Source organism: Fuerstiella marisgermanici (assembly GCF_001983935.1).
Classification (GTDB): domain Bacteria; phylum Planctomycetota; class Planctomycetia; order Planctomycetales; family Planctomycetaceae; genus Fuerstiella; species Fuerstiella marisgermanici.
The window spans coordinates 7,556,211-7,570,939 of record NZ_CP017641.1; the positions used below are offsets into that span (position 1 = coordinate 7,556,211).

Annotated in this window: 9 protein-coding genes; 5 read left to right on the top strand and 4 right to left on the bottom strand. The window is 55.9% G+C overall.

Going from position 1 to position 14,729, the window contains the following annotated elements; genetic code table 11:
* Positions 1-77 precede the first annotated feature (77 nt).
* Positions 78-1,958, bottom strand: coding sequence for an FAD-dependent oxidoreductase (locus Fuma_RS28430; RefSeq protein WP_077027096.1), 1,881 nt, complete (start codon positions 1,956-1,958; stop codon positions 78-80).
* A gap of 7 nt (positions 1,959-1,965) precedes the next feature.
* Complete coding sequence (locus tag Fuma_RS28435; RefSeq protein ID WP_077027097.1) at positions 1,966-2,961, bottom strand: sialidase family protein; 996 nt, start codon at positions 2,959-2,961, stop codon at positions 1,966-1,968.
* A 559-nt stretch (positions 2,962-3,520) separates the two neighbouring features.
* On the opposite strand from Fuma_RS28435, the gene Fuma_RS28440 reads away from it, so the two are divergent.
* Together Fuma_RS28440 and Fuma_RS28445 are read left to right on the top strand one after the other, a co-directional pair.
* Positions 3,521-4,741, top strand: a complete 1,221-nt coding sequence (locus tag Fuma_RS28440; protein ID WP_077028611.1) for an efflux RND transporter periplasmic adaptor subunit — start codon at positions 3,521-3,523, stop codon at positions 4,739-4,741.
* 2 nt (positions 4,742-4,743) lie between these two features.
* The gene (locus tag Fuma_RS28445; RefSeq protein WP_077027098.1) at positions 4,744-8,262 is read left to right on the top strand and encodes an efflux RND transporter permease subunit; all 3,519 of its coding nucleotides are present in this window, start codon (positions 4,744-4,746) and stop codon (positions 8,260-8,262) included.
* A gap of 160 nt (positions 8,263-8,422) precedes the next feature.
* Here the strand turns inward: Fuma_RS28445 and Fuma_RS34470 are convergent, their stop codons facing one another.
* Together Fuma_RS34470 and Fuma_RS34475 are read right to left on the bottom strand one after the other, a co-directional pair.
* A complete protein-coding gene (locus tag Fuma_RS34470; protein WP_083732394.1) occupies positions 8,423-9,043 on the bottom strand; it encodes a hypothetical protein in 621 nt (206 codons plus the stop codon).
* A gap of 63 nt (positions 9,044-9,106) precedes the next feature.
* Positions 9,107-9,559: a DUF5009 domain-containing protein gene (locus Fuma_RS34475; protein ID WP_083732395.1), complete on the bottom strand. Its 453-nt coding sequence runs from the start codon at positions 9,557-9,559 to the stop codon at positions 9,107-9,109.
* Between the two features lie 467 nt (positions 9,560-10,026).
* On the opposite strand from Fuma_RS34475, the gene Fuma_RS28455 reads away from it, so the two are divergent.
* The 3 genes from Fuma_RS28455 to Fuma_RS28465 all read left to right on the top strand — a co-directional run bounded on the left by Fuma_RS28455 (position 10,027) and on the right by Fuma_RS28465 (position 14,686).
* Entirely contained in the window at positions 10,027-12,453 is a 2,427-nt protein-coding gene (locus Fuma_RS28455) for a PSD1 and planctomycete cytochrome C domain-containing protein (protein ID WP_083732396.1), read from the top strand.
* Between the two features lie 10 nt (positions 12,454-12,463).
* Positions 12,464-13,918, top strand: coding sequence for a DUF1501 domain-containing protein (locus Fuma_RS28460; protein WP_077027099.1), 1,455 nt, complete (start codon positions 12,464-12,466; stop codon positions 13,916-13,918).
* A gap of 102 nt (positions 13,919-14,020) precedes the next feature.
* Positions 14,021-14,686, top strand: coding sequence for a DsbA family oxidoreductase (locus Fuma_RS28465; protein WP_077027100.1), 666 nt, complete (start codon positions 14,021-14,023; stop codon positions 14,684-14,686).
* Positions 14,687-14,729 lie beyond the last annotated feature (43 nt).

Consider the following 14,729-nt stretch of genomic DNA (forward strand, 5'->3'; position numbering starts at 1 on the left):
TGTGCCATCCTTTTCGAAAAACGCAAACCGCCGCCAGCAGTCTGAGTGATTCAGAAACTGCCGTTAAAGCTGCCAGTCTAATAGACTCGCACTTCCATGACGCGAACGTGATCGATTCCGTTGGTTGCAGTGACTGTGACTCGCAGCGACTTCGTATGGACCACTCCCGGAAACGTATGCTGTCGCCGACGCTGATAGTTGTCGGTGACGGTTATCAGATCCTGCCAGTTGCCATCGTTTGTGCACTGAATGCTGTAGTCACGAACCGTTTCGGACTGCGGTGTACCCCACTGCATTTTGGAATTGTAGCCGTCGTGGTGAGTCAACGTGAGGTGCCGGTGCAAACCTGTGTCGAAGATCAATTGAATCGAATGGATTCGCTGCGGTGTTTGCCAGTCGAATTGGATCCATGCCGGGAATTCGTCACAGACGGACATCCAGCGATGGGAACTCGCCACAGTGCGATCTGCCGCGACGCCGCTTTCGCCATGGACGCTTCGCGTTTGACCTGAGATGACGTTCACAGCTGGTCCCTCAGCCTGTTCACTTGAGGCCGTGATTGTTGCGAGCCTGGTGATGTCGTCAGAGCAGTCGTTCACTTTTCCGATCAGGAACGAATCATCGCTTAGTAGTCTCTGTTGAATCCGGTTCACCAACTGCTGGTCTGTCACGATGTCAGCCGCCGAAACTGATTCTGCGGACGCCAGTGCCGCAGCGGTGCCAACGCCCTGCCCGATCGCCGCACATGTTGCCATCACTCGCGTTGACGAAAACGCGACATGAGTTGCGGAAATATTCCGCCCGGCGAACATCAAATTGCGCACGTCGCGGGCCACGCAACTTCTCAATGGTATATCGTACAGCCGCGGCAAAGCATGCTGGACGCAGGGTTCCTCGTCCGGCACGTCGACACCTTCCGGCGGGTGCAGATCCATTGACCAGCCGCCGTACGCTATTGCGTCATCAAATCGACGGGATGTTTGCAGGTCCTGTTGAGTCAGAACGTGTTGGCCGATGAATCGTCGGCTTTCACGCTTGCCAGGAACAAACCCAATCCATTCCAGTGCCCAGTGCGACGCTGAAAACGGATCTTCGCCAGCGGCGGTCCCTGCTGGCCCATTCTTGATGTGATTCCAAATCCCCAGCGTCACCGCCAGAAGTTCGTCACGGATTGTTTCGTTGTCTTTGATTGTGTCGAGCGTCCCGCCCCATTCGGCCCACCAGTATCCGTATTCGTGAGTTGGTTCTTCTTCACCGGGGCAGGCGTACAGTCGCAGTCGCAAGTCTTCCTTTGTGAACGAGCGTACCCAGTTTGGGGCGACAAACGGCATCGGCCGGTCGTGTCGGCGAGCTGTAATCAGAATGGTTGAACCCAATTGATGAGAATCCGCCTGTTCACGTGCAAGTGGTTCGTTGAACGCATCTTTCCCTTCGCGGCCCCTCATGAATTCCGCTCCCGCTTCGAAGGCGAGACGTCCGTCTCCCGTACAATCGATGAAGGTCGTGGCGTCGATTCGAAAGCGGTCTTCGGTACTGGGACGTTCGGCAATCACGTGTCCAATTTTGTTGACGCCTTGCTGCATCTGCACTTCGTTGACCGAAGTATTCAGCAGCAACGTGAGGTTCGGCTCACTACGTACTTTGTCGTACAGAATCAGGTCAAACATTGACGCGGAACGCTGTGGGTTTCGCACACAGTTTTCCAACCGAATCTCTTCGATAATGCCACCTTCACGAGCCTCCGTCTGCAGTTCCTTGCCACGATCAAATCGGCCCGTTCCGTTGGCTCCGACGATATGCATTCGGATTTCGCTTGACGCATTTCCTCCCAGAACCGGTCGGTCGTGACAGAGAATCACTTTCGCGCCGCAGCGAGCGGCTGCCAGAGCACAGGGGACTCCTGCCGCACCGCCGCCAGCAACCAGAACGTCACAGTTGAGCTGATGTGTGGTTGTCATTGCGCGTTTACGGTTGCACCTTTGCCAGGTAGATGCAGGTCTTCTCTTCGTGCGACGAGTAGTAGCTGATCCACAGAATCCCATCGTGCAGAACCATGCCCGGATAGCTGGTGTCGCCGCCGGACGGAAGTTCAAGGCATTCCGTCAGCGTCCCCGCCTCAGGATCCACCCACGAAAGCGACGTGCGAGCTCGCGGCGAGTAAAGTCGGGTGGCCGCAAGAATTCGTCCGTCCGGAAGCTGAACCATGTTGGGGCCTCCGATGCGCAGGTTGAGCTCTTGCCACGTCCAATCTTTGAACGGTGGTTTTGACTGTCCGAGCAAGCCCATCTTCGAACCGGTTTCGTGCCGCAGCAGGCAAAGTGCGGAGCCGTCTTTCTTGAACAGAATCCGGTCTTCTCCGACACCGTTTGGCACGTTGACTTTTTCAATCCACGTGTCGTACGTTTTGCCATCGGTGCTTTTGTACAGTCGGAAGGTGCGTTTCGACCGATCTCGATTCGTTTCGTAACCCATCGAATAGGCAACGCCATCGTGCCATTGAGTTCGCCAAAGCCAGAAGCCGGGATCGCCGATCCGCCGGCCCTCATCCCACGTCCGGCCTTTGTCGGAAGAAATCCAGGACATTGAGTGATATCGGATTGGTTTGTCCGCCTGCATGCCGGCACCATTCAGTAGAAAACGCCCGTCTGGCATCAAGCTCAGCTTGGCATCACGAAGGTCATCGGTGGGGTGAGAAATCAACGCCAGAGATTCCCAGTCCTCACCATCTTTGGACGTGATCACTCGCAGCGATCCGTCTGGTGAAACGTGTTTGCTTCCTTCGCGAAAGACGCAATACCATTGCCCCTCATGACGCAGCAGATCTGTGAAGGCGTTGTGCGGTGCCTTGTCCCAGATACGGCGTGTCTCAAGGATCTTTGGCGAAGATTTTTCCTGGGCCGACACGTCTGCCGCACAAACCAGCAGTGCTGCAATCGCAATACACGTCGAAATTCTATTCATGGATTCAGGTTCAGATATGAGGTCGGAGGTTCGCGTTTCGTTGATGTTACATCTGAATACCGAAGACGCAATTGACACCGCGCGTGAACAGCGACCCGCAGGCGATTTCGGGCAGCATTGGGGAAGAATGCCGCATGCGAAGTAACGGCGTCTGGGACCGCTTAACTGTGGTAATGAGTTTCGCGACGAGGATCTGATTGCCGTTTCAGTTTGGCGAGGCCCGTCGGGCTGAACTCAGCTGTGGAGGTTGGACGTTCCCTCGCTATGTCGAGGGCAATCAAGACATCAGTGACAGCTGTCGCGTGCGCCGCCTTGAGTTGACGGATTGGACGCGTGCAAACGGTGAGATTTGTGTAATAATCAACAGCGAGCTGCGCTCTCACGCCCTGCCTCGACCCACCCCATAGCCTGCCTGCCTCTCTTCGCGAGTACTTCCATGTTCCTTCCTTCTCTAGGAAGCCCGCCGCCTGTGCGTGCTTCCCGCCAGCATCTCCATCGCGCGAAAAACACGAATGCCAGGATTCCTGCGGGGATCGTGCCGCTTTTGATAATTGGCTTGATGCCGGCAGCGTTGCACGCTCAGGATGCGGGAGTCGTTGTGGCTCGAGTGGTGAATCGGGAAGTGAACACGGGGCACCGCGTTGTTGGTTCGGTGATGCCGATTCAATCCAGCACCGTGGGTACAGCGGTCGACGGGCGTGTGCTGGAGTTCCTGGTCAACACCGGTGATGCCGTCAAAGCGAGACAGCCGCTGGCGAAACTGCGAACCGGCACGCTGGAAATCGAACTTGCGGCCAGTCAGGCGGAACTGAAACTACGCAAGGAAGAACTTCGCCAACTCAAAAACGGCGCGCGGCCGGAAGATATCTCTGAAGCGCGGGCTCGCATGCTGGCGGCGAAGGCCAATCACAAGAATTCGTTGACGCACCTGAATCGCCTGAAACAACTTTTTGAGCGGCAAGCCACCAACCAAACGGATTTGGATGATGCTGCAGAACGCAGTGAAGCCGCCAGTCAGAATCTACTCGCTCTGCAGGCGGCCTTTGGCCGAATCGAAGCGGGGCCTCGCGAAGAAGAGATTGCTCAGGCGACCGCGCGAGTCGAATTGCAGCAGGCGAATGTTGAATTAATCGAAGACCGAATTAAGAAGTACATCATCTACGCGCCGTTCGACGGCTACGTCACCGCCGAACATACTGAGGTCGGTGAATGGGTGAGCAACGCGGACCCGATCGCGGACGTGATCGCTTTGGATCATGTGGAAATCGTCTGCAATGTTCCGGCCGAACAAGCCGTCCGACTGCAGCAAAACAAAGACGTCCGTATTGAATTTCCGGAACTTCCCGGTGACGTGTTTACGGGACAGATCAGTCAGATTGTTCCCATCGCCGATTCGCGGACACGCACGTTTCCGGTCAACATTCGGCTGAAGAATACCACTCGCGACGGCCGCCCCGTGCTGATGGCGGGCATGCTGGCACGAGCCATATTGCCAACCGGCAACCGCACCGTCATGCCGCTGGTTCCCAAAGATGCGTTGGTTCTAAATGGAAGTCGTCGATATGTGTTTGTCGCGACGCCCGATGGAAATGCCGAACGAGCGGCAAGTGTGCGTTCTGTGCCTGTGACGTTGGGGATTGCCGATGAGGGACTGATTCAGGTCAGCGGTGAACTCAAGGCGGGCGACCTGGTTGTGGTGCGCGGCAATGAGCGATTGAAAGATGGTCAGCAGGTTGTGCTGAATCTTGCTGAAACAACATCAGTTTCCGTGGGGGACTGATCATGCAACTGATTGAATCGTTCATTCGCAACCCCGTCAAAGTTTCCGTCGGCGTGCTGCTGGTGGTGATGTTCGGTGCCATTTGTCTGGTTCGGATGCCGCGGCAGCTGGCTCCGTCGGTGCAGAATCCGGTGCTGACTATCGAAACCAGTTGGCCGGGTGGAAGTCCGCAGGAAATCGAACGCGAGATCGTGCAGGAGCAGGAAGAGCAACTGCAAGGCGTCGAAGGTGTGACCAAGATGTCATCCGAATGTCTGGATTCATCCGGCCGGATTACGTTGGAATTTGTCGTCGGTACAAACATCGAAGACGCGATGCTGCGAGTTAACACGCGACTGCAACAGGTGCGGGAATACCCAATCGACGCGTTGGAACCCGTCATCAGTGCGTCGGATGTCGCGGACCGACCGATCGCCCGCTTTGTGTTGACGGCGAAACCGCCAGACGTTGAACAGATTCATGAGTTTCAGCAGAAGTATCCGGATTTGGCTGAGGCTCTTGCCCCCGCCAGTCGCGCCATGAACAGCGGCCTGCGCGTCTTCCGGCTGCAGGAAGCGTGGCGCGAGTTGGGTGACGAACATCCGGAATTGAAGCAGCTTCTGCCACCGGAGCTCGACCTTCAGGAAGTTCGCAAGTTTGCGGAAGACTACATCGAAACTCAACTGGAACGAGTGTCCGGTGTTTCTGATGCGTACACCTACGGCGGTCAGCAGGAAGAACTCCAGGTCATCGTCGATCCGGATCGCCTGGCCGCTCGTCAGTTAACCGTGATCGACGTTCGCAACGCGCTGCAGAACCAAAACAAAGACACTTCAGGCGGTGACTTCTGGGAAGGCAAACGCCGATGGGTGATTCGCACGCTCGGGCAGTTTCGCAGTCCGGAACAAGTGAAGCAACAGGTGCTGACCGTGCGCGATGGTGCTCCAATTTACGTCGGCGATGTGGCCGACGTGCAAATCGGTTTCAAGAAGATGGACAGCGTGTCGCGGCGTTACGGTGTGTCCAGCAACGGAATGGCCGTGCGTCGAGCGTCCGGAGCCAATGTGTTGTCCGTCATGGTTGGCATTCGCGCAGCGACGAAACAGCTGAACGAAGGCATTCTGAAACAGCGAGGATTGGAACTGTATCAGTATTACGATGAGACCGAATACATTCATGCGGCGATTGGACTGGTCCAGCAAAACATCTTCCTCGGCGGCGCACTGACGATGATCGTGCTGCTGTTGTTTCTGCATCTGGGACGTCGGACGTTGATGATCGTTCCTTTGATTGCAGCGTCAGCGATCGCGGCTGCCTATGTGTCGTCCACGTATGTTCTGGTGACATTGGCGCTGGTGATCGTGGGCGGGTTTTGGTTTGGTCGAGGTGCACTCGTCGTTGGTCTCGCGATTCCGGTCAGCGTGATTGGGACGTTTCTGTTGCTGGGGTTGATGGGCCGATCGTTGAACGTCATCAGCCTTGCCGGGCTGGCATTCGCCGTGGGCATGCTGGTCGACAATGCCGTTGTTGTGCTGGAAAATATTTTCCGCCGCTTCGAAGAAGGAGAAGATGCGTTTACCGCGTCGGTGAATGGCACAAAAGAAGTTTGGGGCGCTGTTGTGGCGTCGACGCTGACGACGATTGCGGTGTTCGTGCCCGTGTTGTTTGTGGAAGAGATGGCCGGGCAATTGTTCCGCGACATCGCTCTGGCCATCAGTTGCGCGGTCGGATTATCACTGGTGGTTTCGTTCACCGTGGTTCCAACGGCAGCGTCGCGGTTGTTCAAGCGTTCGAAGTCAAAGGATCCCAATGCCGCGAACGTGGACGACACCAAAATCGACAATGCCGATCCAAAATCGCAGGGGCTTTTGCCTCGATTTTTGCAGTGGTGCGGCTCGCTTGTCATTCGCGTTGTGATTTCCAGTAATCGCTGGATTCAACGCGGTACCGTTCGATCGCTGGCAGTTGTGCTGGTGATGGTCGGGGCATCGGTGGGGTTGAGCTACCTGTTTTGGCCGAAGGTGGAATATCTGCCATCCGGAAACAGAAACTTCGTATTCTGCAGCGTGTCGCCGCCGCCGGGATACAACATGGACCAGTTGCTGGCCATGGGCACAAAGATCGAAGACGACCTGAAACCGTATTGGAACGCCGATCCAGGAAGTCCGGCTGCGGAGGAACTTGAGTACCCCATCATCAGCTACTACTTTTACGTCGTGCGTGGTCGCCAGGTGTTTATGGGGTTCGAGGCGCAGGACGAAACTCGCGTCCACGAATTGATCCCGCTGATCAAAGAAGTCGCCTCACAGTTCCCTGGCACCATTGCAGTGGCCAAACGCTCCAGCCTGTTTGAGCGAGGACTCACGGGAGGCCGTACGGTGGACATCGAAATCACGGGCCCGGATCTCGAACATCTGGTTACGATTGGTGGCCAGGTTCTAAGCGACGTGAAAGAACTGCTTCCGGATGCGCAAGCGATGCCGCAGCCGAGTTTAGATTTGTCCGGTCCGGAAATCCACATCGAACCACGTCTGATGCAATCATCGGAAATGGGCATCCATGCTTCTGATTTGGGCTACACGGTGGATGCTCTTGTCGATGGGGCTTATGCGGGCGACTACTTTTCCGGCGGTGAAAAAATTGATTTGACGATTGTCGGTCAGCAATCATTCGCCGAGCGAACTCAGAATTTGAACGACCTTCCGATTTCTACCGATCTTGGCCAGCTGGTCCCGCTGTCAGCCGTCGCAGAAATACGACTCAGCAGCGGCCCGGAACAGATCAATCGCCGCGAACGGCAGCGAGCGATCACGATTCAGGTGACACCGCCGGTCACGATGCCGCTGGAAGATGCGATGGCGAAGATCAACGATTCTATCGTGACGCCACTGCACCGCGGTGAGATGCTTGAAGGCGGTTATATGGTGACGCTGTCGGGGACGGCCGACAAACTTCGCGAAGCCTGGGGCGCGTTGAAGTGGAATCTTATATTGGCGCTGGCGATCACATATCTGCTGATGGCAGCGCTGTTCGAATCATGGCTGTACCCGTTTGTGATCATCTTCAGTGTGCCGCTGGGAGCGGTTGGCGGAATTTTGGGACTGACGGTGTTGAACCTGTTCGTGTTCCAGGCACTCGACGTCCTGACGATGCTGGGCTTTGTGATCCTGATTGGCACGGTGGTGAACAATGCAATTCTTATCGTGCATCAGTCACTCAACCACATGAGGGAAGAAGGAATGGATGCGCGCGACGCGATTCCGCTAAGCATCCAGACGCGTATTCGTCCGATCTTCATTACCACGTTGACAACGGTACTCGGACTGCTTCCTCTGGTCGCGTTTCCCGGTGCCGGCAGTGAACTTTATCGCGGACTCGGAAGCGTGGTTCTTGGCGGTTTGCTGATGTCGACTTTGTTCACGCTGTTTTTGGTTCCCACCGTTTTCGTACTGACGCTCGACGCGAAACACGGGCTGGTATCGATCCTGGGCCTGAACGCTGACGACACACCAGCGCTTCCCGTTCCGTCTGTGGCGAAATGATCGTCACACGGAAGGGACCGAAAGCGGGGACAGGGCGCCGTTCGCAGGAAGTGGCGACCTACAGCGTGTTACGCTGACTTGTCGCCGCGGCGGACCGATTTCGATAGCAAATCGTCTGCTCCCACGAGCCCCACGCGGCAATGAGTTTAGGTAAACTACTCTAAACTCTCAGGAAGATCTTGTGTCGATACAGGAAATACAAGAGCAGCCATTCGACTGCCAGTGTGCCAACAAGAAGCACAAGCGTGCCGGAATCTCCAGTCAGGCGAGCCACGCCTCCGAAGAAGAACTCGGCAATGTCGCGAAAGTTAACGAACTCCTTGCAGATGTAGATCGTGATGGCGTTGGCACCAATCACGACCCAAAAAAACGCGAGCCAACGCCATTTCAAAACGTCTATGACAGCGTAGAAAAGGGCCAGCAACAGCAAACTCCATCCGGCGGCGACAAGCACAAAGCTGCTCGTCCACAGGTTCTTGATAACCGGGAAGCTCAGCCCCCAAAAGCCACCGACGCCGAGGCTCACAACACCCGCGAGCGCCAGAGACGCTACTTTCTTCCACGGGCCCAGGTTTGACTGCAGCAACGTTCCGGCAAGGACTCCCAGCATCGCTGTGGTTACGGCGGGGATCGTGGACAGGATGCCTTCGTTGTCACCGTAACCGTAGTACTTTTCCAGAATGATCCCGGGTAAGACGTTCCGGTCGACATGGCCTGCCAGGTTGCCTTCTTTCGAATAGTCGCCCGCAACTCCGCCGGGAGGTGGAATGAAAACGAACACGGCCCAGTATCCCAACAGTATTACCGCAATGATGATGCTCTGAGTACGCCAGTTTGTGTGTAGTTAAATCAATCCGGCGATCGTATACCCGATTCCAATTCGCTGCAGCACGTGCATGTAACGCATGTTGGCAAAGTCGAACTGCAACACATCGTTGTACACAAATCCCAGCAGGATCAGCAGAAAGCCGCGACGAAACAATCGGCGGTAGGCGGCCGTCGGCTGCCCTGAGTATTTCTGAAGCGAATACGGCAACACGCACCCGACCAGGAACAGAAACAGAGGAAAGATCAGGTCATAAAACCGAAAGCCTTCCCATTCGACATGTTTGAACTGCAACGCCAGACGGCTTGCAAATGATTCGGGATCGGCGTTCTTCAGCAATTCGATGGCAATCGAACTGCCGCCAACAATCCAGAACATGTCGAATCCGCGTAGAGCATCAATCGAAACGATGCGTTCAGTCGTTTGCTGCGTAGAGGCGGCAGGCTCGGTGAGTCCCGGATGATCTGACATGAACGTGCTTGTTAGAAAAGTGAAAATGAAAAGTCAGCCGTCAATGCGCGCTGACTCAACTGAGAAAAGCGGCATTCCCGTGGACGCAGGAACGCACTTTCTGCGGATAGATTCAGCGACTACGATAAAGACAGTCATGTTGAATATCCAACTCAGGCTTCGCGGCTGGCTCATCCGGACTCTCTGTTCCGGCATGCTGCACCAATATTGCAGAATGTGCCCTGCAGGCTGCAGTTTTCGATCTGAGAGAACGACCATACATAGGGCGACTGTTGCCAGCCGAGTTTGCTTACTGGGGCGGTAGAACAACGGAGTGCGCCTTCAGATCATGAGCCACCTTAAAAACTGGCGTTTGCGGAACCGAAGAAGTAGACTGCCAGCCGAAACTGTGTTTTGCGACGCCGTTTCGAGCCCGGAGTTCATCTTCACCGAATTCGCATCAACTTTGTCAGTAGTGAACGGCAATCTTGAAATCATATCTCCACATCCTATTGGTAGCCTTCGCCCTGCAGTTCGCGGTCACACCGCGCGTTTCAGCGGCTGACGTCAATTTTCAGCGGGATGTCGCGCCGATTTTGCAGACGCACTGCTTGCGTTGTCACAACGAACGCGACCAGCGCGGAGAGCTGTCGCTGCAGACAAGCCTGTCGACGTTTGAAGGCGGCGAAAGTGGTGAGATCATCACGCCTGGCGATGCGGAATCCAGCTACTTGATGGATTTGATTGTCCCGTCGGGCGGTACGGCAGAAATGCCGAAACGGGAAGCTCCGCTTGAACCGGAGGAAATCGCCGTCATTCGCAAATGGATCGAATCCGGTGCTGTGTGGCCGGATGGGGTAGTTTTGGAACCGCCCGTCCTTTGGTCACTCAAACCGATCCAGCGTCCTGACGTCCCGGAGGAAATCGCGCTGCTACAGCAATTTCCTATCCGAAGTCCGATTGATTCTTTTGTCGCTGCACGACTTACAGAAGCCGGGCTGACACCGGCTGCGGAGGCTGATCGGCACACGCTTATTCGTCGCCTGTATCTTGACTTGGCGGGCTTGCCGCCGCTGCCGGGTGCAGTGGAATTGTTTGTGAATGACACGTCCGCCACTGCTTACGAGAACCTGGTCGACGATCTGCTGGACTCACCGCATTTCGGCGAACAATGGGGCCGCCACTGGCTCGACCTGGCTCGCTACGCGGATAGCGAGGGCTACCTTGGAGACAGCGAACGACCTCACGCGTGGGTTTATCGCGAATGGGTCATCAACGCGATCAACGATGACATGCCGTTCGACCAGTTTACGATCGAACAGCTTGCCGGAGATCTGCTGGATGAACCCACCGTCGAGCAGAAAGTCGCCACCGGATTTCACCGCAACACTTTGCGAAATACAGAAGCCGGCGTCGATCTCGAACTGTACCGCACCAAGGAAATTGTGGACCGAGTCAACACGACCGGCATGGTGTGGCTTGGTCTGACTCTGGGATGCGCCGAATGCCACGACCATAAGAATGATCCGATCAGCCAGAAGGAATTTTATCAACTGTATGCGTTCTTCAATAACGCAGACGAAGTGGGCGTCACGGCCACTCGGCCCTGGGAAATTGTCGAACACAAGCAAAAGATGGACGCCTGGCAACCGACTTGGGACAAACTGCTGCAGGAGTTGAAAGGCTACGAGTCTCCGGATTTGACGCCGGAGCAACAGGCCGAAGTCGCTGCGGTGTTCAAGAGCTATCGTAAGGCCTCGCATCTGAGCAAAATCGAAAAGTTCTATCGAACAAAGGATGCCGGCTGGAAATCGCTGCGGGCGCGAATGACGGCTCATCTCGAAAAAAGACCCGCACCTCTGGGAACCAAAGCGCGAGCGTTTGCTGAGCGTACCAAGGATCGTCGCGAAACTTATATTCACGTTCGCGGTGTCTACAATCGTCCCGGCGAAGTGGTTGAGCTCGCGACACCTCGCGTGTTGCCTCCGCTGCATTCTCGCGGCGCTGAGCCGGACCGGTTCGATCTGGCGCGATGGCTGTTTGATGAATCGAATCCCCTGACAGCTCGCGTGGCCGCGAATCGAATCTGGCATCAGTTGTTTGGTGTGGGCCTGGTGTCTACGCCGAACGATTTCGGAACCCAGGGAGCGAAACCATCGCACCCGTTGTTGCTGGATTGGCTGGCGACTGAATACCGGCAGCTAGGTTGGAGCCGCAAAGCACTGATTAGGGAAATCGTGTTGTCGTCGACGTACCGAATGTCGTCCGCATCAAATTCGGTGCCCGGTCAGGACGACGCCGGCAACCTGCTGCTGTGGCGGCAGAATAGCTTTCGAGTGAATGCGGAAAGCGTTCGCGATCTGCATCTGACAGCCAGCGGTCTGCTGGACCGCACGATTGGTCGTCAAGGAATCCGTCCGCCGCTGCCATCATTCGTGACGGAAGTTGGTCGCAGCGTCAAATGGCCGGTCAGCAAAGGTAGCGACCGTTATCGTCGCGGGATGTATATCTTTTTCAAACGCACGGTGCCCTACCCTATGCTGATGACGTTCGACGCGCCGGATGCGAATATTTCGTGCAGTCGGCGAGAACGGTCCAATACGCCGCTGCAGGCTCTGACGTTACTGAACGATCCCGTGTTCTATGAGTGTGCTCAGGAACTGGGCCGTAAAGCGGTCGAGCGATTTCCTGAACAACCTGAAGATACCATCAGCCTGATGTTCTTCCGTTGTCTTGGCCGCCAACCGGCCGAGCATGAGCTGAAGACTCTGATGGCCGCTTACCACGATCTGGTGGCACTCAAAGCGAAGGAGTCTGGCGTCGCGGCTGACAACCTTGATCACAGCGGGCGAGACGCGATGACGACCGTCGCGAGAATCGTGATGAATCTGGACGAGTTTATTACGCGGGACTGAACAGGAAACGATGACCACCACCAACACCGATTCGTGTCATTTCGACCGTCGACGATTCTTCACGTCCGCTGCCAGCGGATTAGGATCAGTGGCGATGGCGTCTATGCTGCAGGACGACGGTCTGCTGGCGGCTGATTCGCAATTGCCGTTTTCTCATTTCGTTCCGAAGGCGAAGCGGTGCATCTATCTGTTTATGGAGGGTGGGCCGAGTCAGATGGATCTGTGCGATCCAAAGCCGAAGCTAAATGAACTCGACGGCCAGCCGATGCCGGAATCGTTACTCAACGAAATCAAGTTTGCATTCATTCAGAAAGAAAGCGCCCGGCTAATGGGCTCACCCCGCCGATTCCAGCGGTACGGGGAATGCGGAATGGAGTTGTCCGAGCTGATGCCTCACATCAGTACCTGCGCAGATGACATTGCCCTGGTTCGTTCGATGCATTGCGACCAGTTCAATCACCTGCCTGGTCAACTGCTGATGCTCAGCGGTTCACCACTGCAGGGGTGGCCGACGTTGGGATCGTGGCTCAACTACGGTCTCGGCAGCGAATCAAAGAACCTGCCCAGCTACGTGGCGATGACAACGCTCGGTCGCGGCCTGCCTGGCGGAGCATCCAGTTGGTCCAGCGGGTTTCTGCCGTCGCAGTATTCGGGCACACTGTTTCGCAATCAGGGAAGTCCCGTGCTAAACCTCGCCAATCCTCCCGGCGTGTCGCGCGATGTTCAGTCGAGAAGTTTGCAGGCGATCAACGATCTCAATCGTGAGCGGTTTGACCGCATTGGCAATCCGGAAATCGCCAGTCGCATCGAAGCATACGAACTCGCTTTTCGAATGCAGCAAACGGCTCCGGAACTGTTGGATCTGTCTGGCGAATCCAAAGCAACGCTCGAAGCATACGGGCTTGATCGTCCTGACACGGCGAAAGACACCACGGCAGGGTTCATGGGATCTTACGCCCGCAACTGTCTACTCGCTCGCCGCATGATCGAACGCGGCGTGCGATTTGTGACGTTGTTTCTGTCCACATGGGATCACCACAGCGGACTGGACAGTGGTCTGGAACGCTATACGCAGATTTCCGATCAACCTGTCACAGCTCTGCTGAAAGATCTGAAGCAACGCGGGCTGCTGGACGAAACGCTGGTGGTCTGGGGCGGAGAATTCGGCAGGACGCCGCTGGGTGAGAATCGTGCCAACTTCAAGACGGTGACCGGTCGCGACCATCACCCGTATTCCTTCAGCATGTGGCTGGCAGGAGGCGGCGTCAAAGGCGGTCAGGTCATCGGCGAAACCGATGAAATCGGTTGGGGAGTCGCCAAAGATCCCGTTCACGTCCACGACCTTCACGCAACGCTGTTACATCTGTTTGGCCTGGACCACGAGCGATTGACCTACCGATTTCAGGGGCGTGATTTTCGCCTGACCGACGTCGCCGGAAATATCGTCAACCAACTGCTCACTTGATCGGCGCAGTCCGGGAATCGCGCTGACGGCAGTTGGCCGGTGTTCGCTCCTTGGTTATTCGTAAAGCCGTGCTTGTGCTCATTTTGTCATCGTGGACTTCCCATGAATCTCGTCGTTGACGTCATTTCCGATGTGATTTGCCCCTGGTGCTTCATTGGCAAGCGGCGGCTTAGCAATGCGATTTCATCCCTTGGCGACGACGCTGAAATTCAAGTGCGTTGGCATCCGTTTCAGTTGAACCCGACTATGCCCGCCGAGGGTATTACTCGCAGAGAGTATCGGACCAGGAAGTTCGGCAGTTGGGAGCGATCACAGGCGTTGGATGCCAACGTCACTGCTGTTGGGGCAGCGGAAGGAGTTTCGTTTTCGTTCGACAGGGTCGAACGCACGCCGAACACTGTTAATGCACACCGAGTCAATTGGCTTGCGGGCCAGCGCGGCGCCCAGGATGCCGTTGTGGAATCGCTATTCATGGCGTATTTCAGTCACGGCCTGGATATCGGAGACCCAAAGACGTTGGCTCAGCTTGCGGCTGATGCCGGGCTGAAGAGGCCGGATGTCGAACGATTGCTGAACAGTGATGACGGCATGGAAGAGATTGCCGCAGGAAAAGCTTTCTCGCGACAACACAACGTCAGCAGTGTGCCATTCTTTATCGTCAATGACGAAGTCTTATTGTCCGGCGCTCAGCCACCAGAAACGTTTCTTAAAGCGTTTAAGTTGGCCGGCGGATCTACAGCTGGTTCGCCGCCTGGCGAAGTTCAGTAATCGCCTGATTGGCAATGAAGTTGAATACGGCCAACAGCGACGC

Excerpts from the sequence above, each read along its gene's own strand:
- Fuma_RS28430 (WP_077027096.1), bottom strand. The coding sequence starts at position 1,958 with ATGACAACCACACATCAGCTCAACTGTGACGTTCTGGTTGCTGGCGGC.
- Fuma_RS28435 (WP_077027097.1), bottom strand. The coding sequence starts at position 2,961 with ATGAATAGAATTTCGACGTGTATTGCGATTGCAGCACTGCTGGTTTGT.
- Fuma_RS28440 (WP_077028611.1), top strand. The coding sequence starts at position 3,521 with ATGCCGGCAGCGTTGCACGCTCAGGATGCGGGAGTCGTTGTGGCTCGA.
- Fuma_RS28445 (WP_077027098.1), top strand. The coding sequence starts at position 4,744 with ATGCAACTGATTGAATCGTTCATTCGCAACCCCGTCAAAGTTTCCGTC.
- Fuma_RS34475 (WP_083732395.1), bottom strand. The coding sequence starts at position 9,559 with ATGTCAGATCATCCGGGACTCACCGAGCCTGCCGCCTCTACGCAGCAA.
- Fuma_RS28460 (WP_077027099.1), top strand. The coding sequence starts at position 12,464 with ATGACCACCACCAACACCGATTCGTGTCATTTCGACCGTCGACGATTC.
- Fuma_RS28465 (WP_077027100.1), top strand. The coding sequence starts at position 14,021 with ATGAATCTCGTCGTTGACGTCATTTCCGATGTGATTTGCCCCTGGTGC.